General features: G+C 60.9%; 18 protein-coding genes. 12 read left to right on the forward strand and 6 right to left on the reverse strand.

Annotation, left to right across the window (positions count from 1 at the left end):
* Positions 1-7: 7 nt before the first annotated feature.
* The 5 genes from ACYU7Q_RS21635 to ACYU7Q_RS21655 all read right to left on the reverse strand — a co-directional run bounded on the left by ACYU7Q_RS21635 (position 8) and on the right by ACYU7Q_RS21655 (position 10301).
* Positions 8-901 carry a carbohydrate kinase family protein gene (locus ACYU7Q_RS21635; RefSeq protein ID WP_460611541.1) on the reverse strand — a complete coding sequence of 298 codons (894 nt, stop codon included), beginning with the start codon at positions 899-901 and terminating at the stop codon, positions 8-10.
* 63 nt (positions 902-964) lie between these two features.
* A complete protein-coding gene (locus tag ACYU7Q_RS21640) occupies positions 965-2284 on the reverse strand; it encodes an MFS transporter (RefSeq protein ID WP_460611542.1) in 1320 nt (439 codons plus the stop codon).
* A gap of 122 nt (positions 2285-2406) precedes the next feature.
* Entirely contained in the window at positions 2407-4131 is a 1725-nt protein-coding gene (locus tag ACYU7Q_RS21645) for a RagB/SusD family nutrient uptake outer membrane protein (protein WP_460611543.1), read from the reverse strand.
* A gap of 21 nt (positions 4132-4152) precedes the next feature.
* Entirely contained in the window at positions 4153-7311 is a 3159-nt protein-coding gene (locus ACYU7Q_RS21650; protein ID WP_460611544.1) for a SusC/RagA family TonB-linked outer membrane protein, read from the reverse strand.
* 254 nt (positions 7312-7565) lie between these two features.
* Positions 7566-10301, reverse strand: a complete 2736-nt coding sequence (locus ACYU7Q_RS21655) for a substrate-binding domain-containing protein (RefSeq protein ID WP_460611545.1) — start codon at positions 10299-10301, stop codon at positions 7566-7568.
* A 763-nt stretch (positions 10302-11064) separates the two neighbouring features.
* On the opposite strand from ACYU7Q_RS21655, the gene ACYU7Q_RS21660 reads away from it, so the two are divergent.
* The 7 genes from ACYU7Q_RS21660 (at position 11065) to ACYU7Q_RS21690 (ending at position 16240) form a co-directional block, all read left to right on the forward strand.
* Positions 11065-11325, forward strand: coding sequence for a hypothetical protein (locus ACYU7Q_RS21660; RefSeq protein WP_460611572.1), 261 nt, complete (start codon positions 11065-11067; stop codon positions 11323-11325).
* Positions 11270-11401: a hypothetical protein gene (locus ACYU7Q_RS21665; RefSeq protein WP_460611546.1), complete on the forward strand. Its 132-nt coding sequence runs from the start codon at positions 11270-11272 to the stop codon at positions 11399-11401. Before ACYU7Q_RS21660 ends, ACYU7Q_RS21665 begins: the two co-directional genes overlap by 56 nt.
* A gap of 321 nt (positions 11402-11722) precedes the next feature.
* Positions 11723-11929, forward strand: coding sequence for a hypothetical protein (locus tag ACYU7Q_RS21670; RefSeq protein WP_460611547.1), 207 nt, complete (start codon positions 11723-11725; stop codon positions 11927-11929).
* A 54-nt stretch (positions 11930-11983) separates the two neighbouring features.
* Positions 11984-12964 (forward strand): aspartate/ornithine carbamoyltransferase family protein, encoded by a 981-nt coding sequence (locus ACYU7Q_RS21675; protein ID WP_460611548.1) that lies wholly within the window; start codon positions 11984-11986, stop codon positions 12962-12964.
* A 77-nt stretch (positions 12965-13041) separates the two neighbouring features.
* Entirely contained in the window at positions 13042-14319 is a 1278-nt protein-coding gene (locus tag ACYU7Q_RS21680; RefSeq protein ID WP_460611549.1) for a dihydroorotase, read from the forward strand.
* A 140-nt stretch (positions 14320-14459) separates the two neighbouring features.
* Positions 14460-14993: a 5-(carboxyamino)imidazole ribonucleotide mutase gene (gene purE, locus ACYU7Q_RS21685; RefSeq protein WP_460611550.1), complete on the forward strand. Its 534-nt coding sequence runs from the start codon at positions 14460-14462 to the stop codon at positions 14991-14993.
* A gap of 47 nt (positions 14994-15040) precedes the next feature.
* Positions 15041-16240 carry a 5-(carboxyamino)imidazole ribonucleotide synthase gene (locus tag ACYU7Q_RS21690; RefSeq protein WP_460611551.1) on the forward strand — a complete coding sequence of 400 codons (1200 nt, stop codon included), beginning with the start codon at positions 15041-15043 and terminating at the stop codon, positions 16238-16240.
* A 122-nt stretch (positions 16241-16362) separates the two neighbouring features.
* On the opposite strand, the gene ACYU7Q_RS21695 is transcribed toward ACYU7Q_RS21690, so the two are convergent.
* Positions 16363-16683, reverse strand: coding sequence for a hypothetical protein (locus ACYU7Q_RS21695; protein ID WP_460611552.1), 321 nt, complete (start codon positions 16681-16683; stop codon positions 16363-16365).
* A gap of 209 nt (positions 16684-16892) precedes the next feature.
* Here ACYU7Q_RS21695 and ACYU7Q_RS21700 point away from each other — a divergent pair, with 209 nt between their 5' ends.
* Genes ACYU7Q_RS21700 through ACYU7Q_RS21720 form a run of 5 tightly spaced genes read left to right on the forward strand, consistent with a single transcriptional unit; the run spans position 16893 to position 21545 of the window.
* Positions 16893-17501, forward strand: a complete 609-nt coding sequence (locus ACYU7Q_RS21700; RefSeq protein ID WP_460611553.1) for a TetR/AcrR family transcriptional regulator — start codon at positions 16893-16895, stop codon at positions 17499-17501.
* A gap of 39 nt (positions 17502-17540) precedes the next feature.
* Entirely contained in the window at positions 17541-18845 is a 1305-nt protein-coding gene (locus ACYU7Q_RS21705) for a TolC family protein (protein WP_460611554.1), read from the forward strand.
* 13 nt (positions 18846-18858) lie between these two features.
* Entirely contained in the window at positions 18859-19767 is a 909-nt protein-coding gene (locus tag ACYU7Q_RS21710) for an HlyD family secretion protein (protein ID WP_460611555.1), read from the forward strand.
* 55 nt (positions 19768-19822) lie between these two features.
* The gene (locus ACYU7Q_RS21715; RefSeq protein WP_460611556.1) at positions 19823-20776 is read left to right on the forward strand and encodes an ABC transporter ATP-binding protein; all 954 of its coding nucleotides are present in this window, start codon (positions 19823-19825) and stop codon (positions 20774-20776) included.
* A complete protein-coding gene (locus ACYU7Q_RS21720; protein ID WP_460611557.1) occupies positions 20757-21545 on the forward strand; it encodes an ABC transporter ATP-binding protein in 789 nt (262 codons plus the stop codon). Before ACYU7Q_RS21715 ends, ACYU7Q_RS21720 begins: the two co-directional genes overlap by 20 nt.
* The last annotated feature ends 9 nt before the right edge of the window (positions 21546-21554 follow it).

The raw sequence follows: 21554 nt of genomic DNA on the forward strand, positions 1-21554 counted from the left end.
AGCTGAATTATTGCGTGACCGGGGCGCTCATTAGCGTTCTGATATCGGATTCATTAAAGGCGGGCGTGGCCCCTTGATGGGTTGCCACCAGCGCGCCGGCCGCGCAGGCAAAGTCCAGCGCCTCCTGCGGAGCGCGGCCCGTAAGCCAGCCCTTGAGCAGTGCCGCCAGAAAGGCATCGCCGCTGCCGATGGTATCCTGTACCTGTACTGCTACCCCGGAAGCCCGGTAGAGTTGGCCGTTGGTCCAGAGCAGAGCCCCATTGGCTCCGCAGGTTACGCAGACCGCCTGTAGATTGAAGCGCTGGGCCAGCCAGGGGATGGCCGTGGCCGGCTCACTGGCGACCCCAAACCACTCAATGATTTCGGCTAGTTCGTGGTGATTCATCTTCACCAGATTGGCCTTTTTGAGCAGGTACTTCACCCCCTCGCGGTTGTAGTGTGGCGGACGCATGTTCACGTCAAACACCTTGAACTTCGCGATTTCGAGCAAGCGGTAAAGGGTTTCGCGGGTGCCGGCCTGCCGGGCCGCGAGGCTGCCGAAGACGAAGGCATCGGCACCAGCCACGGCGGCCTCTACGGTGGCGTCGAAGTGAATGTAGTCCCAGGCTACGGGCTGTACAATCTTGTAGGTCACTTCATTGGCGTCGTCCACGTTGGCTTTAACGATGCCGGTCAGGTGGGTTTTGCCACGCTGGATGAGGTCGGTGGCTACACCTTTTGATTCAACGAAATCGAGCAGCTCGGTACCCAGCTCATCGTCGCCCACGCGGCTGATAAAGCGCACCGGCAGCCCCAGCTGGTGCAGGTGCACGGCCACGTTGAAAGGCGCGCCGCCTGGCTGCTTGCCGCTGGGCAGGATATCCCAGAGAATTTCGCCGAAGCAGGCAATGGAAGGAAGCATAGCCATAATAGTTGTCAGTTAATTGTAGTCAAAGCAAGGGGTAGGCGAAGGCGAATTGCTGGTCTAATGCAGCACCAGTGCCTTATCAGCGGCTTCGAGGGTGGTGCCTTTGGTTTCAGGCATCATTTTCCACACGTACAGCAACTGGAGCACCATCATGGCGCAGAAGAAGGCAAACGTGTTGCCGCCGCCCAGGTGCTCGGCAAACCAGGGAAAGGTGAAAGCGATGACCGTGGCCATCACCCAGTGCGTGCTGGAGCCCAGTGCCTGCCCTTTGGCCCGCACCGCGCTGGGAAAAATCTCGGAGATGAATACCCAGATAACCGCGCCCTGTGAGAAAGCAAAAAAGCCGATGTACACGAACAGCAGCACCGGTACCAGCATGCCGCCAAACTCCTGCAGGTAGAAGGCCCGCGCCACCAGCCCCAGCGTAGCAATAAGCCCCACCGAGCCCACCAGCATCAGCTTGCGCCGCCCAAACCGGTCGATGATGTTGACCCCCAGCAGCGTGAAGCAGAAGTTGACCAGCCCAATGCCCGCCGACGAGAGCAGCGCCGTGCCCTGGCCCAGCCCCGTCATCTCGAAAATACGCGGGGCATAGTAGATGATGGCGTTGATGCCGGCCAGCTGGTTGAACATGGCGAAGAGTACCGCCAGCAGCACCGGTCGCCGGTACTGCGCCGCCCACAGCGACTCGCCGGGACCTTCCTCAGCGGCATTGGCTACCAGAATAGTTTGCACGTTTTCTTCGGCCGTAGCGGGGTCGATGCACTCGAACACGGCGCGGGCCTCTTCCACGCGGTGCTCGCGGAGCAGCCAGCGCGGGCTTTCGGGAATGCGGAATAGCAGCAGGAAGAAGACAATGGCCGGCACGGCCTGCACGCCCAGCATCCAGCGCCAGGCGTCGGGACCGATGTCTTTCAACAGGTAGTTAGACAGGTACGCCATCAGAATGCCGAACACCACATTGAACTGGAACATGCCCACCATGCGCCCCCGCGACTCGGGAGGCGACACTTCGGAGATGTAGAGCGGGGCCGTGACCGACGACGCGCCGACCCCCAGCCCGCCCAAAAAGCGGAATATCATAAACGGCACCCAGGCCGGCGACAAGGCCGCCCCCACTGCCGACGCCAGGTAGAGCACCGCAATCCAGCTCAGGGTGCGGCGGCGACCCAGGGCATCAGAAGGAATGCCGCCGAAGATGGCACCTATCACAGTGCCAATCAGGGCAATGGAGATGGTCAGGCCATGCTCCCAGGCGCTGAGGCCCCACACCTGCTGGATGGCTTTCTCGGCCCCTGAGATAACTGCGGTATCGAAGCCGAACAGGAACCCGCCCAGCGCGACCACAATGGACCAGAAGAAGACGTTATTTTTCACGGATGCATCAATAGAAGTGAAACCATGCGCCTCAACTCAAACTCCCGCCCCGCTTTCTGGGGCACTTGTTCCCACCATGCTGCCGGGGCACGGGGCAGGAGCTGAGTTGGGTAAGCCCTGTATTACCAGCCGGAATTTTGCTTGTATAGCCCTTTGCTGAAGTTGATTTGGTTGAGCGGAATGGGCATGTACTCATCGCGGCCGGCCGTGAAATTGGCCGTGGCCAGGTACTGGCGCTTGTTTTTTTCCACGCTGAAATACGTGTTCAGGTACGTGGCGGCGATGCCCCAGCGGGTGAGGTCGAAAAAGCGGTAGCCTTCCATGGCAAACTCCAGGCGACGCTCGAAACGCAGGGCTTCGCGGGCATAGGCCTGCGTCCAGCCACTGCTGGGATAGAGGCCGATGCGGTAGTTGGAGATGGGCTGGCCGGCGCTGTTGCGCAGTTTGGCGGTGCTGTTTTGGGCGCGCTGGCGAATCTGGTTGATGATGGGCAGTGCCTCCGAAGCCCGGTTGAGCTCAATCAGGGCCTCGGCCTTCCAGAGCAGCACGTCGGCGTAGCGGATTACGGTCCAGTTCTTCGAGGTGCTCATAAAGGGCGGATTCTTCTGGAAGCTGGGGTCGGAGGGCAACACGTTCTCCTTCATCGACATGAAGTAGCCGTACACCTGCGGCACGCGCACCCACGAGTTCTGAAACACGAACGAGGGGTCGTATTTGTACGGGTGCGTGGGGATGGCCACGGTGTGGTCGAGGCGTGGGTCCACGGCGTTGCTCTGGAAGTCGGCGGGGGTATCGGCCCGCAGGTCGCTGTTGTTGAAAGTGGTAAAGAGCGGCAAGCCCTGCGCGTCGGTCTTGTAGGCGTTCACCAGGTTCTGGCTGGGCTGGTGGAAGCTGCAGCAGCCGTAGTCGGGGTTCATGGGGTAGTTCAGTTCGTTGCCGCGGTCGGTGCGGCCCTTGGGCGTGCCGTCGTTGCGCGAGAACTGGATGGCGAATACTGACTCGCGGCTGTTGTCGCCCACGGTCAGAAAGTTGGTGGCGTAGTCGGCATTCAGGGCGTAGCCCGCGGTGCTCACTTGGTCGCAAAGTGCCACTACTTCCGTCAGTTTGGCCTGGTCGATGCCCGTCACGGCATTGTTATCGTTCTGCGTGTAAGCCTGGTACAGGAGTGTTTTTGCCAAATAAGCCTGGGCGGCCGACTTGGTGGCCCGGCCGATTTCGGGCTGCGTAGCCGGTAGGTTGGCCGCCGCAAAGCGGAAGTCGTCGGCAATTTTGCCCCAGAGCGCGTCATTGCTCAGGGCCACGTTCGAGACGGTGGCGTAGTCATTCGTCGCCACGCTTTGGTCGATGTAGGGGACGCGCTTGAACACCTCTTTCAGCAGAAAGTAGAAGTGGCCACGCAGGAAGCGGGCCTCGCCCTGGCGGATGGCCTTATTAGGCATGGCGGCATCGCTCACGGCATCGAGGCGGCGCAGGGCATCGTTGGCGCGCGACACGCCGATGTAAAGCAGGAACCACAGCTCGTCGGTATTGCCGACGTCGACGCGGTTGAAGGTGAAGGTTTCGTAGAAGTGGAAGGCGTCCACGTCGGCGGTGCCACCGCCGCCCTTGTAGGCATCGCCGGCCCGCACATTACCGTAGGGCCACATGGAGGTGTAAGGCGTGCGGTACACGTCGTTGCCCAGCTGCGAGTAGGCCGCAATCACCTGCTTTTCAATATTGGCGGGCGTATTCAGCTGCTCGTCGGTCAGGGCGCCGGTGGGGTCAACTTCGAGGAATTTCTTGTCGGAGCAGCCGAAGGAGAGCGACAGCAGGGAGCAGGCCAGCGCGAGGGTTTTAATCGATTTCATGGCGAGGGAATTTTGCTGGCTTTAGAAGGAAAGGTTGAGGCCGGTGGTGTAAATGAGCGGCACCGGGTATTGGTAGTTCGTCACTTCGGGGTCGGGGCCGGTGAACTGCTTGCTTTTGGCAAGCAGGAAATTCTGGGCCTGCACGTAGACGCGTATTCCTTGCAGCTTCACCTTGCCGGCCACCTCGGCCGGCAGCGAGTAGCCCAGCTGCACGTTGCGCAGCTTCAGGTAAGAAGCGTTTTCGATGAAGTAGGTGGAAGCGCGGCCCTCGTTGTTGGAATTGATGAGGGTAGCCGCCGGAATGGTCGAACCGGTGTTCGCGGGCGTCCACGCGTCGAGCAGGCGCTGGCCCCAGTTCTCGCCGGAGGCCAGCGAGGAGAAGTCGGTGCGGAACTTGGAGTTATTGTAGGCGTAGAGGCCTTGCACCCCTTGCAGGAAAATCTGCAGGTCAAACCCCTTATAGGCCGCGCCCAGGTTCAGGCCGTAGCTGTAGGCCGGCACGCCCTCCGAAATCCAGGTCTGGTCGAAGTTGTCGATTTTGCCGTCGCCGTTCAGGTCCTTGTAGCGAATGCGGCCGGGAGCCGCGCCCACCTGGGTGGGGGCCCCGCTCACCTCGGCGGCGCTCTGGAATAGGCCATCGGCCACGTAGCCGTAGGTGGCATTGATGGAGTGCCCCAGGCGGGTCACGTCCTTTCCGTTGCCGCCGTAAGCGTTAATCACCTCGTCGGGGAGGAAGGTAAGCTTGTTGCGAAACGTCGAAACGTTGCCCGTAATGTTGTAGGTCAGGCCATTGGCCAGCTTATTCTGGTAGCCGAGCAGGAACTCCCAGCCTTTGTTTTGGATGGAGGCCCCGTTCACAAACTGGTCGCCTCCCTCGCCCACCACGGCCAGGTAGGGCAGGTTCACCAGGATGTCCTTGCTGTTCTTTACGAAGTAGTCGACGGAGCCGGTCAGCTTGTTGTCGAGGAAGCCAAAGTCCACGCCCACATTGGTTTGGGTGGTGGTTTCCCACTTCAGGTTGGGGTTGGCGCGCTGCACGCGGCGGTAGCCCGAGGGCAGGGCCGTATTGTTGCCGTAAATGTCGTAGGCCGTGCCGTGGTCGTAGTCGAAGTTGGGGTCCAGGGTGCCCAGCAATGACTGGTACAAGCCGCGGGAGGCAAAGTTGGCAATGTCTTGGTTGCCGGTCTGGCCCCAGCCGGCCCGCAGCTTAAAGTCGGATATAAACGGCGCGCTGTTCTTCACGAAAGCCTCTTCGCTCAGGCGCCAGCCCACCGACAGGGCCGGGAAAATACCGAACTGGTTATCCGTCCCGAAGCGCGACGAGCCGTCGCGCCGGATGGTAGCCGACGCCAGGTACTTATCGGCAAACGCGTAGTTGACCTTGGCGAAGTACGAGGCCAACCGGTAGGCCGTCGCCGAGCCGCCGTTGTCCTTGTTGGCCGCGCCGGCGTCCAGCACAATGTAATTGGGGTCTTCGGTGGCAAAGTTGGTGCGCGAGGCGTAAGTGCTCTCAAAATTGTAGCTGATGCGCTCGTTGCCCAGCAACACATCCAACTGGTGCTTTTCGCCCAGCGGCACGCTGTAGTTCAACGTGTTCTGCCACGTCCAGCTACCCCCAAAATTGTTGTTGACGGTTACCCGGTTGTCTTGGTTTGAGAGAAAGCCGGCCTTGAACGTTTTGTACAGCTCGGTGTACTTATACAGGCTGTAATCAACGCCGAAGCTGGTGCGCAGGTGCAGGCCCTTCAGGATTTCCGCATCGGCAAACACGTTGCCAAACGCCCGGCCGGTATTGGAGCGGTTCTGCTGGTTGTCGGTCAGCAAGCGCAACGGGTTGTCGCGGTCGCCCATGCCGGCTACCGGACCGCCCCAGCCCACGCCGTCCACGGTGTGCACCGGCACGATGGAGGGCAGCTGGCTGCTGCGGTCGCGTATCAGGTTCAGGTCGTACTGAGCCTGCTGGGTTTTGGCCAGCGTCAGGTTCTCGCCGACTTTCAGCTTGCCGCCAAAGTAGTTGTAATCCGAGTTCAGACGGGCCGTAAAACGGTTCAGCCCCGTGTATTTCAGCGTGCCGGAGTTGTCGTAGAAGTTTAGCGAGAACAGGGCCCCGCCCCGCTCGCCGCCGCTGCTCAGGCTCAGGTTGTACTGTTGAATAAGAGCATCCTGCTGGGTTTGCTTAAACCAGTCGGTATCGGCCGAGCGCATGGTTTTGTCGGCATCGATAAACTCGGGCACCACCACCTGGTCGAGCACTGGCTGGCCGCCCGCATCCAGGTGCGACTTGTAGCTATAAAACGGGATGTTGGGGGTGGTGTGGTCGTTGGCGGATGCCTGCCAGTACACCTTGCCGTAGTCCAGCGTGTTCAGCATCTGAATGTGCGGCCCGGCCTTCTGCAAGGTAAAAAAGGTGGAAAAATCGATGTGGGTAGCGCCCTTCTTGGCCTTCTTTGTAGTGATGATAATCACGCCATTACCGGCTCGGGAACCGTAGATGCTGGCCGCCGAAGCGTCTTTCAGCACCTGAATGCTCTCGATGTCGTTCTGGTTAATCTGCCCAATGCCTTCTTTGGTCGGAATGCCATCGATGACGTAGAGTGGGTCGTTGTTGCCCAGCGTGCCGAAGCCGCGGATGCGCACCGTGGCCCCGCTGCCGGGGGCCCCGTCGGTGGTGATGTTCACACCCGGCACGCGGCCCTGCAGGTTGCGCGTCACGTCGCTGGAGGTCATGCCTTTCACCTCATCTACCTTAATGACCGACACGGCCCCCGTCAGGTCGGCCTTGCGCTGGGTCTGGTAGCCGGTCACCACCACTTCATCCAGGGCTGCCACGTCGGCCGCCAGCTGGGCCGTTACCGTTGTTTGGCTGCCCACCGGCACCTCCTGGGTTTTATAGCCCACGAAGGAGAAAATCAGCGTCGCGTTGTCGGGCACACTGATAGCAAAGCTGCCATCGGGGCCGGTGCTGGTACCCAGGGCCGTGCCCTTCACCAGTACCGTCACGCCGGGTAGGCCTTCGCCTTTCTCATCGGTCACCTTACCCGTGATGGGCCGGTCGGCCGTCTTGGCGTGAGCGGGGCCGGCCGGCCGGCCGGCTTCGGCAGGGCCCGCGGCCAGGGCCGGGCCGCCAGCGAGCAGCGCCACCAGCGCCGCTTGCGGAAGAGAATGTAGCAGTGAGTTCATGCGTTTTTGAGTGGGATGAAACAGCAGAAAAAAGACCTGACCACCTCTCCGCCACCTTGAGAAGCGGGTTGGTTGATGGTTCAAATTTCCGGCGGCAATCCCCGGCGGGCTTGCTCAATCCTCTCAAAAGCGTTAACTATTCGTTCACTGCATGAATTGTGCTTTATTGTCTGATTTTCAATATATTATATCCTTGCAAACGATTGGGAAATGATTCCAGGTTACACTCACGTTACCTGGGTTTCACTTTCCGTTCAACCCACGGGCGCAATGTGCAAGGCCCGGTACTCGGAAGGCGAAATCTGGTAACGCCCCTTGAAGCTGGTGGAGAAATAGGAGGGCGAATTAAACCCTAGTTGATACGCGACTTCCGCGATGGTGAGGGATTCATCAAGCAATAACTGGCGGGCTTTGGTAAGCCGGACGCTTTGGATAAAGTCTGTCGGGCTGGTGCCGAGCACGGCCTTCACCTTGCGGTAGAGCTGCACCCGCGAGATGCCCAGGCTGCGTGCCACATCTTCTACGCTCAAGTCGGCTCGCTCCAGATTGGCCTCTACAATGGCCGAGAAGGTGGCCAGAAATTTCTGGTCGACGCGCTGGGCCGGGGCCACGGTGGCCGTGTCCACGCTCAGCTCGCGGCGGAAATGCTCGCGCTGCCGTTCGCGGTTGCCGAGCAGCGTGCGCAGGCTTTCGAGCAGGAAGGTGGGGTTGAAGGGCTTGGTGAGGTAAAGGTCGGCCCCAGCCTGCACGCCCTCCACCTGCTGCTCGGGTGCCCCTTGGGCCGTAAGCAACACAATGGGAATATGAGAAGTGCGCCAGTCGCCCTTCAACTGCATCACGACTTCCAGCCCGTTGACTTCGGGCATCATCACGTCGCTCACGATGAGGTCGGGAATCAGCTCGGCGGCCAGGCGTAGGCCTTCAGCTCCGTCGGTAGCCGTGCGCACCTGGAAATGCGGGCGCAGCTTCTGGGCCAGAAAAGCATTAACATCCTCGTTATCTTCGATAATCAGTACCAGGGCATCCCGCCCTTCGCCGGTAGCAAAACGGGCTTCGAGGGCGTCATCGGTGGCCGTGGGCGCGGCAAACACAGGTTCCTCCACCAACGGCAACAAAATGGGCATGTTGGCTTTCCCCGGCGCCAGCAGCGCATCCGGCAGGCTGAGGGGCAGCGTCACCACAAAAGTGCTGCCCTGGCCCGGCCGGCTCTTAAACGTGAGCTGCCCCAAGTGCAAGCGAGTGAGCCCCAGCGCCAAGGCCAGGCCCATCCCCGAGCCTTGCGCGCCTGGGTGTTGCCCTTGGTAAAACCACTCGAAGATGTGCGCCTGGTCCTGCTCACTGATGCCCCGGCCGGTATCTTCTACGCTCACCCGCACGCTGCGCTCATCGGGCAGGGCCTGAATGCTAACGGTTACCTGCCCGTGCTCGGGGGTAAATTTCAACGCGTTGGCCAGCAAATTGAAGAACACCTTGTCCAGAATGTTTACGTCAAAGGGCAGCATGATGAGGGGCTCCGCCGGCAGAAAACAAAGCGTCACCCCCTTCTGCCGGGCCGACTTCTCGAAGGAGTCCAGGATTTCCCGTACGAAGGCCACGAGGTTACCCTCGGTGGCGTGCACCGGCATTTTGCCCACATCAATCTTCCGGAAATCCATGAGCTGGTTCACCAGACGCAGCAGCCGCTGGGCATTGCGGCGCACCAGGCCCAAGTCGTGGCGGTGGGCCGCATCAAAGGAAGTGCCGCTGGTCAGCATTTCTTCCACCGGCCCCAGAATGAGGGTAAGCGGCGTGCGTAGTTCGTGCGAAAAGTTGGTGAAGAAGCGCAGCTTGGCCTCGGTCTCAACCTTCGCCCGCTCGGCATACTCCTGAATCTGGTTGCGCTGGGAGCTGATTTCATTATTTTGCCCGGCCAGTACGCGCGTGATGCGGCGGTTGGCCCGCAACGCGCGCCACGCCAGCAGTCCCAGCGCCGCTGCCACCAGCAGCGCCCCGGCCAGCACGTAAAGTACTGTTTGCTGGCTGGCGTAGGTATCGCGCTGTTGCTGCAACAGGCGCTGCTGCCGCTGAATGTCTTGCTGCTGACTGGCCAGCTGCTCGGTTTGCATTTTCATGGTCAGCACGTTGGTCGAGTCGATAACCATAGTGCCAAGAATATTTTCCTTCGCATAAGGCCGGTGCTCCAGAATGTTCATGGCCGTTCGAATGGCTTCTTCGCCGCCCGGAGGATAGAGCAGCGTAGCGGTCAGCACGCCGTCCTGCACAAACTGAATGCCGCCGTGCAAGCCCGGCAGCCCATCAACGCCCACCACCCGGATGCGGCGGTCCAGCCCCATCTGCTTGCACACCTGGTAAGCCCCCAGGGCCATGCGGTCGTTGTGCGCGAAAATCACATTCACCTCGGGGTGCGCACGTAGCACGGCGGGCAGGCTTGTAATGACGGATGGCCGCTTCCAGTCGCCTTGCACCCTCGCTACGAGGTGAAGGCCGGGGTAGGCAGCCAGGGCGTTGACCAGCCCGCGGTGCCGGTCAACGGCTGGCGACGCCCCGGCCAACCCTTCGATTTCCAATATATTTCCGCGCCCAGCGAGCAGGCTCCTGATGTACCGCCCAGCGGCTTGGCCTATTTCTAGGTTGTTGCCCCCCACGTAGGCCGTGTAAAGTTTGGAGGCGATGCGCCGGTCCAGAATGACCACCGGAATGCCGCGGTTGAAGGCTTCCTCCACCACCGGCGTTACGGGCTCGGCTTCGTTGGCCGATACTATCAATAAGTCAATCCCTTCCTTTAGAAATTCCTGAATTTGTTGTTGCTGGCGGTTGCTGTTGTCGCGAGCGTCTTTCAGGCGGAACGTTACATTCGGGTAAAAGCTCAGCTCTTTGCGCATCCCGGCCAGCATGGCTTGCCGCCAGGCATCGCCGGTGGTGCATTGCGAGAACCCGATGGTGTAGTGCCGCGGCGGGGCGGCCTGGATTGGGCTGCTTACCAAACTCAAAAGCAAGCCGCTGTACAGCACCCACCTAATAATTAGGCGGACACTTCTAAGCATATAAGGCATTCTAACGCGCATTTGGATGTTACATCTCCTTTTAGAAGCGCCATGAGGAGCTGCTTTTCATATAGTAAAAAATAAGGTGTGAATAAGTAAGAGTAATTTAAATATGCTGCTTGCAAGGGCACAATCTACCACCAATATTTCGGTCTTGGGTCCAACCCATTTGTTCACTCACCGGTCTATCTCCTCGTACACCAAAATCGGTTTTGGCGTAGGTTCTATTTAATTAGACGGTAGTTTAAACGAATGCGCGACACCAAAAGGCAGGCCTTTTCTTGGGCCATAACACTAAAAAACTTCTCTTAATGCTGTATGTGGCTTAGGTTTGGTTCAAGGTATTGGTAAGGATTACTACCTCAACTCTAGTGCCACCATGGCACCTCCTTTCTAACCGACCCTGGTTCCGTCCCCAGACTCGCGCCGTAGGCCTTGCGCAAGTAACTCTAAACATCGCAAAGGCTCAACCGCGAGGGTTGGGCGGGCTAATCATCGCGCATGTACAAGGCACTGCACTTGTCAAACCTGCACTATTTTCCCTCGATGCGGAGCGCGCCCATCACTTGGTTTTGATAACTTGCGGCGGTTGTCTCGCGTGCCGGGGCCAAGGCCATACTACAGGGTCCAGGGCCTGTACGACTTTCAGCACCCAAGCTTGGCCCGGGAGGTAGTTGGGCTAAAATTCTCAAACCCGGTGGGGTTGGTAGTGGGGGCTGATAAAAACGCGGCCCTGACCGATGAGCTAGCGACGATAGGCTTTGGATTTGTGGAAATCGGGACCGTGACGCTCCGGCGGCAACCCACAGCCGCGCCTGTTCCGCCTGCCACCGCACCAGAACCGACAACTGCTCATCGGTGGCATTCACTCGGCGGCCGATGCGCAGGAAAAACTAGCCGCGGGTGCGTCGCCGGTGCAGCTGTATACGGGCTTTGTGTACGAAGGCCCGGCGCTCGTGAGCCGGATTAACAAGGCCTTGGCGCGGGGGAGCTGCGCAAGGGAAAGGGTTGATTTCCGCGCCACGTCCTTTCTGGGATGCCGTTGAAACGGGAGCGTAATCGAAACCAAGAGTGCGGGCCGAAAACGAAGCAGCTCCTGAAATACCAAGTACTTCAGGGGCTGTTTGCCACCGGAAAGCAGCAGCTCGCCAACTGAGCCGGCGGAATAAAGAGTTAAAGTTAAGCCAAAGGGTGCTGGCAAAGCAATGGGGCAAACAAGCCATAATTTTTTTTTGATGGCGATAAGAATGACGAGAAGTGCGTCGGTTAGCTTGTTAGGTCGAAAATAAAATTTGAAAAAAGCGGTGCGAAATAAAGTTAACATTACCGATGAGTTGCCGGTCGTAACAATGCCGTATTTTTGCATCATGCTTCAACCAAAACAGTTGTTTATGAAGCGCGGGACCTTGCTCGGCAGGGAATCGCGAGTGGACCGAGACGTCTTTGCCATCATCGGTTCTCCCGATTTTGCCTTTGGTATTTCCGTTGTTTTTTCTAAGTGTTGCCCCGCCACCGTTTCGGAAGCCGAAACGGTTTTTTTATGTCCATCGAGTTGGGCGTTGTTCAACAAGTAGGGTAAAAGCTCCGACTCGCAAGTACTGACTACGCACTTATTTCCCAGCTTTGGTATGGCACGTAAAGACCTGCTCGACATCGCATCCCTGCACCGTGAGGAAATCGAGTTCCTGCTCGACCAATCCACGTCCTTTAAAAAACTGTTCACCCGCTCGGTGAAAAAAATCCCCGCCCTCGAGGGCAAGTCCGTGCTCATGCTGTTCTACGAGGCCAGCACCCGGACGCACTCTTCCTTCGAGGTCGCGGCCAAACGCCTCTCGGCGGAGGTCACGAATTTCAACGTCGACCACTCCTCCATTACCAAGGGCGAGTCGGTGCGCGAGACCATCGAGACGCTCCAGGCCATGCGCACCGACTACATCGTCGTGCGCCATAGTCACTCCGGCCTGCCCGGCATGATTGCCCGCCAGACCACGGCGGCGGTCATCAACGCCGGCGACGGGGCGCACGAGCACCCCACCCAGGCCCTGCTCGACGCCTTCACCATTAAGGAAAAATTCCCCGACCCCCGGGGCAAAAAGGTCCTCATCATCGGCGACATTCTCCACTCCCGCGTCGCGCGCTCTACCAGCACCTTGTTGCAAAAGCTGGGCGTCGAGGTCGCTTACCTCGGGCCGGGCTCGCTGGTGCCCAAGTACGTCCCGGCCACGATTCCCCGCTTCACCGATTACGAGGCGGCCATGGCCTGGGGGCCCGACGTGGTGTACCTGCTGCGCGTGCAGTTGGAGCGCCAAGACGTGCAGTTTTTCCCCAGCGTGCGCGAGTACCACCGGGTCTACGGCATCACCAACACCCGGCTGGCGGAAATCAGCGACCGCGGCCTTTACATCATGCACCCCGGCCCGGTGAATCGGGGGGTCGAACTATGCGACGCCGTGATGGACTACGAGCGCAGCCTCATCACCAACCAGGTCGAAAACGGGATTTCCGTTCGCATGGCCGTCCTCGACTGGCTCACGCCGGGCGGGGAATTTCCGCGGCAGGAATCGTATGTCGCACCGCAGCGAGCTGGCTCACCGGCAATTATGCCCTGAACGCCGGACGCATCGGCTGGCTCCGTCCTTAATTCATCTCTCCAATAACACTTGCAGTTTATCGCAACCATCCATCCATGCTCCTCCTTCAAAACGCCCGCATCGCCTCCGAAAATTCACCCGAGCTTCTTGAGAGCGATGTCCTGATTGTCGAAGGAAAAATCCAGGACATCGGCAGCAACCTGGCCATTCCCGAGGGTGCCCGCGTCATCGATGCGCGTGGTCGCATTCTTATGCCGGGCATGTTTGATGCCCACGTCCACTTCCGCGCCCCCGGGTTTGAGAACAAGGAAACCATCACCACGGGGAGCGAAGCGGCCATCAACGGCGGCATTACCGGCGTGGTGATGATGCCCAACACCCGCCCGGCCCTCGACTCGGCGACGGCGGTGGCCACCGTACTGGAAAATGCCAAAGACCGGGCCCGGATTCCGGTGTACACCTCCGGCTGCGTGACTAAGAACCGCGAGGGCAAGGAACTGGCCGAAATTGAGGGCATGCGCGAGCTCGGGGTGAAAATGCTCACCGACGACGGAGACACCACGGCCGACCCAGCGGTGCTGCTGCGGGCGATGCAGTACGCCACCGAGTTTGGGATGTTTTTCGCCAGCCACTGCGAGGTGCCGGAACTGGCCGGGCCGCGCGCGCTGAACGAAGGGGTGATGAGCTACCGGCTCGGCATCAAGGGCTCGCCGGCGTGTGCGGAAGAAATCATCATCGACCGCGACATTCGCCTGGCCCGGGCGGCGGGCGCACACGTGCACATCCAGCACGTTTCCAGCAAGCTGGGCATGGAAACCATCCGCTGGTGGAAATCCCGCGGCGATGTGAAGGTCACGGCCGAAGTGGCCCCGCACCACCTGATGTTCACCGACGAGCACATCGGCGACTACGACACCAACTATAAGATGAACCCGCCGTTGCGGACGCAGGCCGATTGTGATGCGCTGCTCGAGGGGCTTATCGAAGGCGTATTCGACCTCATTGCCACCGACCACGCGCCGCATACGCCGTTCGAGAAAGCCCAGGATTTCATCAGCGCGCCCAATGGCATCACCGGCTTGGATACGGCCCTGGTATCGCTTTATCACCACTTCGTCGAGCCCGGAAAATTCGGGTGGGACCTAGTAGTCAAGCGCTACTCGGCGGAACCCCGCCGCCTGATGGGCCTGCCGGTAGCCGCCATCGAAGTGGGCCAACCAGCCGATTGTCTCTTGTTCGACACCGAAGCGGAAACGACCTTCACGAAGGAATTCATGAAATCCAAATCCCAGAACACGCCCTTCATCGACCAGACGCTGAAAGGCCGGGTAGATTTGGTGGTTTTAGGGACCGAAATCCTGCTGGAGCGCTAATGGTTAGAGTCAATCTGGATAATACCAGGTCGTCATGCAGAGCGCAGCGAAGCATCTTTACTGCCATAGTAAATAAATGCATCGAGCGGTAAAGATGCTTCGCTGCGCTCGGCATGACATTCTATAAAGCTTACCTGACTATGGATAACCTTCCTACCTCCAACACTCCCAGCCTCAGCGCCGCTCCGGACAAGCCGCTGGTTGGCGTGGTCATGGGCTCCAGCAGCGACTGGGACACCATGCAGCATGCCGTGCAGCTGCTCACGCAATTCGGCGTGGCCCACGAAGCGCGCGTGGTGTCGGCCCACCGCATGCCCGACGATTTGTTTGCCTACGCCGAACAGGCCGGCCCGCGCGGCTTGCAGGCCATCATTGCCGGCGCGGGTGGGGCTGCCCACTTGCCGGGCATGATGGCCGCCAAAACCACGGTACCCGTGTTGGGGGTGCCCGTGGCCAGCCGCCACTTGCAGGGGGTCGACTCGCTGCACAGCATCGTGCAAATGCCCAAGGGGGTGCCAGTGGCCACGTTTGCGATTGGCACAGCCGGGGCGGCCAATGCCGCGCTGTTCGCCGTCAGCATGCTGGCCCTGCACGACCCTGGCTTGGCGGCTAAGCTGCAGGCGTTTCGCGCCGAACAAACCGAAGCCGCTCGCGCCATGACGCTGCCGGTATGAACGACGATATTCACGTTGCCGCGATGACACCAATTTTACCAGGCAGTATGGACGCCGGGGGCCAGCCGGCTACGCTGGGCGTGCTGGGGGGCGGCCAGCTGGGCCGGATGTTTGTGCATGCCGCCCAGCGCCTGGGGTACTTCACCGCCGTGCTGGACCCGGACGTGCAAAGCCCGGCCGGGCTGGTGAGTCACCACCACATCCAGACCGGCTACGACGACCCGGCTGGCCTGGCGCAGCTGGCTGAGCTGTGCCAGGCCATCACCACCGAGTTTGAAAACGTGCCCGCCCAGGCCCTGCAAACGCTGGCGCAGGCCCGCCCCGTGGCGCCCAGTGCGGCCGTGGTAGGCATCGCCCAAAACCGCATCGAGGAAAAAGCCCACTTCGCAGCCTGCGCTGACCTTTCGGGAGTAACCTGCGCGCCCTATGCGGTGATTGAAACGCCGGCCCAGCTGCAGGCCATCCAGGACGAGCGAGCGGATTTGCTGCCCGGAATTCTCAAAACCGCGCGTATGGGCTACGACGGTAAGGGGCAGGTCCGCGTCAATACCGTTGGTGACTTGGCCGCCGCTTGGGCGGAGTTGGGCAGCGTTGCCTGCGTGCTGGAAAAGATGCTGCCGCTCACCGCCGAGTGTTCGGTGCTGGTGGCGCGCGGCTATGACGGGCAGGTGGTCAGCTTTGCCCCGCAGCGCAACGTGCACGTCGATGGCATTTTGGCCGTGACCCACGCGTACGAGGGCAATATGCCACTCGCACTGGCCACAAGGGCCCGCGACGCGGCCGTTTCCATCGCGCAGCATCTCAGCTATGTCGGGGTGCTGTGCGTGGAGTTTTTTGTGGTGGACGACGGCGGCGCGCACGGCGGCCTGGTGGTAAACGAGATGGCCCCGCGCCCGCACAACAGCGGCCACTACACTCTGGACGCCTGTGATGCCTCGCAGTTTGACCTACAGGTCCATGCCATGGCCAGCTTGCCCTTGCCGCAGCCGCGCCAGCATTCCCCGGCCATCATGCTCAACCTGCTGGGCGATGTGTGGTTTGACGCCAGCGGCCAACGGCGGGAGCCGGACTGGCCCGCTGTGTTGCGCCTGCCGGGAACGCACCTGCACCTGTACGGCAAGCTGGAAGCGCGCGCAGGCCGCAAGATGGGCCATCTGACCATCACCGGTCCGGATGTCGCCAGTGTCAAAACCGTGGCGCGGCACGCTGCTGGTTTGCTCGGCTTGCCGGGGCTGGACGTTAGCTAGCGGCTTTTAATCATTGGCTAGCCGTGCCCTCGTGCCTGCTTTCTCTACCATCTCGGGTATTACACGAGGGAAGGGGGACGGCCTCTTAGGACTTATAAGGCGAATTAAGAGAATATCGCCGTCTAGACAGCCGCGAGTACATAAAGCAACTGCATGGCAACGGGCAGCACCCGCTTGGCCTGGGCCTGGGTTGTGAGCCAATCGCGCTCCCGGGGCGAGTTCCGGCGCAGGTCTTCTAACGCCGCGTGGGCCCATTCTGTGAGCGTGTCTGGCAGTTGCGGCGAGGTCAAGTATTGGTGCAGCAATTCACGGGCGCCACGGTGGGCCGTTTCGGCCAGGCACCAGTCCTTGGCCTGGCTGCCGTCGGCGCGTTTGAGATGGGCCAGGCACGCGGCCAAGAACAGACGCTCTTCAGTGGGATGAACGGGTAGGGAATGGGGCATGGCGCTTTTACGCAACTTGCTCGCAAACAGTCCGGATACGCCTTTTGCTACTCCAATCCTAAAACGATTCATGCAGACCTTAAAAAAACTTAGGTGCAGTGAGTTAAGCCATTTCTTGAAAGGGCCAAATCCAAGTATTTGATTTGGGTATATGGTAAATACCAAGCATCTTTGCCGTACCTTAACCAAATAGTTAAACCACCTGCTCAATGGACATCCAGAAACTTTCCACCGAAGAACTGATTCTGGAAGCTGCCCAAGCAGTGTTTCTGGAAAAGGGCTTGGCGGGCGCGCGCATGCAGGAAATTGCCGACCGGGCCGGCATCAACAAAGCGCTGCTGCACTACTACTTCCGCAGCAAGGAAAAGCTGTCGGCGTTGATTATCGACCGGGCCATTGGCGTGATTTTGCCGCGGGTAATGGCCATTCTGGAAACGGACCAAGACCTTTTCGACAAAATCCGGCAGGCTGTGGACCAGTACCTCACCTTCGTGAGCCGCAACAGCTTCCTGCCCTTGTTCATTGTGAACGAGGTGAACCGCAACCCGCAGTTTTTCTTCCGCAATGTGGTGGCGCACGAGAAGCCTCACCTCGACAAATTCCGCCGGCAGGTGGACGAAGCCGTGGCGCAGGGCCGCATCCGCCCGGTAAGCTCTGCGCAATTGCTCATGAACATGATGTCGATGCTCATCTTCCCCTTCCTCGGCAAGCCCGTTTTTCAGGTTGCGCTTGGCTTGTCGGACGCTGATTTTGAACGTGAAATGGAAAGCCGACGCACCGAGGTAGCGGAATTCGTTATTCGAGCCATTCAGGCTTGATATTTTTTTGCCCACTCGTTAACCAAGTAGTTAAATCGTATGGATAAGAAGCGAAAAATGTTGCTGGCCTTCTGCCTGATGGCCCGCGCGGTGCTGGGGCAACCCGCCGCGCCGTCTGCCGCCGGGCCGGTGCTCACCTTGGCGCAGTGTTACGAGCTAGCCCAAACCCAAGCCCCACTGCGCCGCCAAATAGCCCTCAACAACGACCAGGCCGCCAACAACCAAGCCCGGCTGGCCACCCAGTTGCGCCTGCCTCAGCTAGCCATCAACGGCCAGGCGAGCTACCAGAGCGAGGTAACTAAAATACCACTGGAAGCGCCCGGCATCAATATCCCAACGCTTGCCAAAGACCAGTACCGGCTGACCCTCGATGCCAGCCAGACACTGTTCGACGGGGGAGCCACCCGCCGCCAGCAGGAACTGGAAACCCTGAGCAGCCAAGTAAACAACCAGCAGGTAGAAGTGAGCCTGCATCGGCTGCGCGAGCAGGTGAACGGCCTCTATTTCGGTGCCTTGCTTAGCGAGGAAACCACTCGCCTGCGTCAGGGCCTGCGCGCCGACTTGCAGCAGCGCCGCAAGGCCTTGCTGGCCCGCCGTGCCAACGGCGTGGCCACCGGCCAAGACGTGGCCCGCCTCGATGCCGAAGTACTGAACCTCGACCAGCAATTGCGCGAGCTGGCCACCACCCGCGCCGGCCTGCTGCGCCAGCTGAGTGAACTGCTGGGCCAGCCCCTGCCGTCCGACACCCGCCTGACCACTCCTGCCGAGCTGCCTCCGGCCGTGCCCCGGCCCGAGCTGGCCTTGTACACGCAGCAAAAAGCGCTGCTGGCCGGGCAGCAAAAGCTCAGCGATGCCCGCCTGGCGCCCCGCCTGAGTGCGTTTGGGCAGGTGGGCTACGGCCGGCCCACGCTCGATTTCCTGCGCAACGACTTTCATGGTTACGGCCTGGCTGGCCTGCGCCTCAACTGGAACCTGAGCAACTACTACACCCGCCGCCAAGACCGCGAAACCATTCGCCTGGGGCAGGAAGCCGTGGCAGTGCAGCAGGCCGCTTTCGAGCAAAACCAGCGCGTAGCCCTCGCCGGCCAGCAAACAGCCGTGGAACGCTACCAAACCCTGCTTGGGGCCGACGCCGAGCTGACTGCTCTGCGCGAGAAAATCCAAGCCACGGCCACCGTGCAGCTCGACAACGGCATCATCGGCTTCAGCGACTACTTCACCGAGGCCAACAACCTGAGCCTGGCCCGCCTCAACGAGCAACTGCACCGCCTGCAGCTGCTACAGGCCCAAGCCGATGAGCAAACCACCCGCGGCACTACACCGCCCGCTTCTCCCACGCGCTAACCACTTCGTTGTCATGAAAATTTCCCTGCTTTCTCTGCCGACGGCGCTGAGCGCGGCGGCCGGCTTCCTACTCCTCGGCTGCCAATCCGAAGAACCCCGCTTCGATGCTTCCGGCAATTTTGAAACCACCGAATACGTGGTGGCCGCTAAGGCCCAGGGCCAGCTCCTGCGCCTGGCCGTGGCCGAAGGCGACGAGCTGCCCGCCGGCCGTGAAGTTGGCGTCATCGACACCACGCAGCTTTACCTGCGCAAGCGCCAGCTGCAGGCCAGCACCCGCGCCGTGCGCCAGCAAACGCCCAACGTGACGGCCCAGCTCGGCGCCCTGGCCCAGCAGCTGGCCAACCTGCAGCGCGAGCGCCAGCGCGTGGTGAATTTGGTGAAAGCCGATGCCGTGCCCAGCAAACAGCTCGATGATATTGATTATCAGATTGCCACTGCCCGCCAGCAACTGGCCGCCCAGCGCTCGGCCCTGAGCACGCAGGCCAGTGGCACCGCGGCGCAATCGGCCCCGCTGCAGGAACAGGTGCGCCAGGTAAACGACCAACTGCGCCAAAGCCGGGTGCTGAACCCGGTGACCGGCACCGTGCTCACGGTGTATGTAGAACCCAGCGAGGTAGTGAACTACGGCCAGCCGCTCTACAAAATCGGCGACACGAAAACGCTGCTGCTGCGGGCCTACGTGGCCGGCGACCAGCTCACCCGCGTGAAGCTGCGCCAGCCAGTGAAGGTGCTGGTCGACGCGCCCGGCGGCAAGCGCCGCGAGTACCCCGGCCGCGTGCAGTGGATTTCGAGCAAGTCGGAGTTCACGCCTAAAGTCATCCAAACCAAAGAAGACCGGGTGAACTTGGTGTACGCCCTGAAAATAGCCGTGCCGAATGATGGCAGCCTGAAGATTGGCATGCCGGCGGACGTGCTGTTTTAAAAGCATGATTTTCTAGCGCATCACTCGATACCGCACCATTTTTTGCCACCCCACCATGCCTGCCGTCGAACTAACCAACATCAGCAAATCCTACGGGGCCACCGCAGCCGTGCGCGACGTGAGCCTGACCGTGGAGCCCGGCGAGTTGTTCGGCCTCATCGGGCCCGACGGAGCCGGCAAAACCACCTTGTTCCGCATCCTGGCCACGCTGCTGCTGGCCGATGCAGGCACGGCCACCGTGGCCGGGCACGATGTGGTGCGCGACTTTCGCGCCATTCGCAACGTGGTGGGCTACATGCCGGGCCGCTTCTCGCTCTATCAGGACCTGACGGTGCAGGAAAACCTGGCCTTTTTTGCGGCCGTGTTTCGCACCACGGTGCAGGAAAACTACGAGCTGGTGCGCGACATCTACGAGCAGCTGGCGCCCTTCAAAGACCGGCGGGCGGGGGCACTATCGGGCGGCATGAAGCAAAAGCTGGCCTTGTGTTGCGCCCTCATCCACAAGCCCGAAGTGCTGCTGCTCGACGAGCCTACGACGGGCGTCGACGCCGTGTCGCGGCAGGAGTTCTGGCACATGCTGGGCACGCTCAAGGCCAAGGGCATTACCATTGTCGTGTCCACGCCTTACATGGACGAGGCCGCGCGCTGCGAGCGGGTGGCGCTGCTGCAAACCGGCCAAGTGCTGCGCGTCGATACGCCCGCCGCCCTGCGCGCGGCCTATCCCTGGCCGCTGTACGCGGTGCGGGCCGCCCGCATGCACCCGCTGCTGCAGGACCTGCGCGCCTACCCGGCCGCGCACAGTTGCTACGCCTTCGGCGAAACCGCCCACCTGAGCCTGGCCCGGCCCGATGCGGAAGCCACGGCACACCTCACGGCCTACCTCACCGGCAAGGGCCACCGCGATGTGGCCGTGACGCCGGTGCCGGCCACCATCGAAGACACCTTCATGGATTTGCTTGCGCAACAGCAACCCGCTAACCCTGAGCCTCATGAACCAGCAGCCCAGTAACGTAGTCGCCGGCGTCGGCCGCCCCGCAGCGGCTGGCCCGGTCATCACCTGCGCGAAGCTTACGAAGCGCTTCGGCGACTTCGTGGCCGTGAATGCCATCAGCTTCGATGTGGCGGTGGGGGAAATTTTCGGCTTCCTGGGGGCCAACGGCGCGGGCAAAACCACGGCCATGCGCATGCTCTGCGGCCTGCTTGGGCCCACCGAAGGAGCTGCCGCGGTGGCGGGATTCGACGTCTTCACCCAAGCCGAGCGCATCAAGCAGCACATCGGCTACATGAGCCAGAAATTCTCGCTCTACGAAGACCTGACCGTGCGCGAAAACATCCGCTTCTACGGCGGCGTGTACGGCCTGACAACGGCCGCCATCCGCGAAAAAACCGACGCTCTGCTCCAGCGCCTGGGCCTGGAAGCCGAGCGCAATACCCTGGTCGGCAGCCTGCCGCTGGGCTGGAAGCAGAAGCTGGCCTTCTCGGTCGCCTTGCTGCACGACCCGGCCGTGGTGTTCCTCGACGAGCCCACCGGCGGCGTCGACCCCATCACCCGCCGCCAGTTCTGGGACCTGATTTACGAAGCCGCTGCCCGCGGCGTCACCGTCTTCATCACCACCCACTACATGGACGAGGCCGAGTACTGCGACCGGGTCAGCATCATGGTCGACGGCAAAATCGAAGCCCTCGACACGCCCGCCGGCCTCAAGCAGCAGTTCGCCGTGGGCAGTATGGACGAAGTGTTTCTGCACCTGGCGCGAGGGGCGAAGAATGTGGAGTAATGGAGTAAT

The organism is Hymenobacter terrigena (genome assembly GCF_054776515.1).

Excerpts from the sequence above, each read along its gene's own strand:
- ACYU7Q_RS21635 (WP_460611541.1), bottom strand. The coding sequence starts at position 901 with ATGCTTCCTTCCATTGCCTGCTTCGGCGAAATTCTCTGGGATATCCTG.
- ACYU7Q_RS21670 (WP_460611547.1), top strand. The coding sequence starts at position 11,723 with ATGCTTCAACCAAAACAGTTGTTTATGAAGCGCGGGACCTTGCTCGGC.
- ACYU7Q_RS21720 (WP_460611557.1), top strand. The coding sequence starts at position 20,757 with ATGAACCAGCAGCCCAGTAACGTAGTCGCCGGCGTCGGCCGCCCCGCA.
- ACYU7Q_RS21700 (WP_460611553.1), top strand. The coding sequence starts at position 16,893 with ATGGACATCCAGAAACTTTCCACCGAAGAACTGATTCTGGAAGCTGCC.
- purE (WP_460611550.1), top strand. The coding sequence starts at position 14,460 with ATGGATAACCTTCCTACCTCCAACACTCCCAGCCTCAGCGCCGCTCCG.
- ACYU7Q_RS21715 (WP_460611556.1), top strand. The coding sequence starts at position 19,823 with ATGCCTGCCGTCGAACTAACCAACATCAGCAAATCCTACGGGGCCACC.
- ACYU7Q_RS21710 (WP_460611555.1), top strand. The coding sequence starts at position 18,859 with ATGAAAATTTCCCTGCTTTCTCTGCCGACGGCGCTGAGCGCGGCGGCC.
- ACYU7Q_RS21680 (WP_460611549.1), top strand. The coding sequence starts at position 13,042 with ATGCTCCTCCTTCAAAACGCCCGCATCGCCTCCGAAAATTCACCCGAG.
- ACYU7Q_RS21675 (WP_460611548.1), top strand. The coding sequence starts at position 11,984 with ATGGCACGTAAAGACCTGCTCGACATCGCATCCCTGCACCGTGAGGAA.
- ACYU7Q_RS21705 (WP_460611554.1), top strand. The coding sequence starts at position 17,541 with ATGGATAAGAAGCGAAAAATGTTGCTGGCCTTCTGCCTGATGGCCCGC.
- ACYU7Q_RS21690 (WP_460611551.1), top strand. The coding sequence starts at position 15,041 with ATGGACGCCGGGGGCCAGCCGGCTACGCTGGGCGTGCTGGGGGGCGGC.
- ACYU7Q_RS21695 (WP_460611552.1), bottom strand. The coding sequence starts at position 16,683 with ATGCCCCATTCCCTACCCGTTCATCCCACTGAAGAGCGTCTGTTCTTG.
- ACYU7Q_RS21645 (WP_460611543.1), bottom strand. The coding sequence starts at position 4,131 with ATGAAATCGATTAAAACCCTCGCGCTGGCCTGCTCCCTGCTGTCGCTC.
- ACYU7Q_RS21650 (WP_460611544.1), bottom strand. The coding sequence starts at position 7,311 with ATGAACTCACTGCTACATTCTCTTCCGCAAGCGGCGCTGGTGGCGCTG.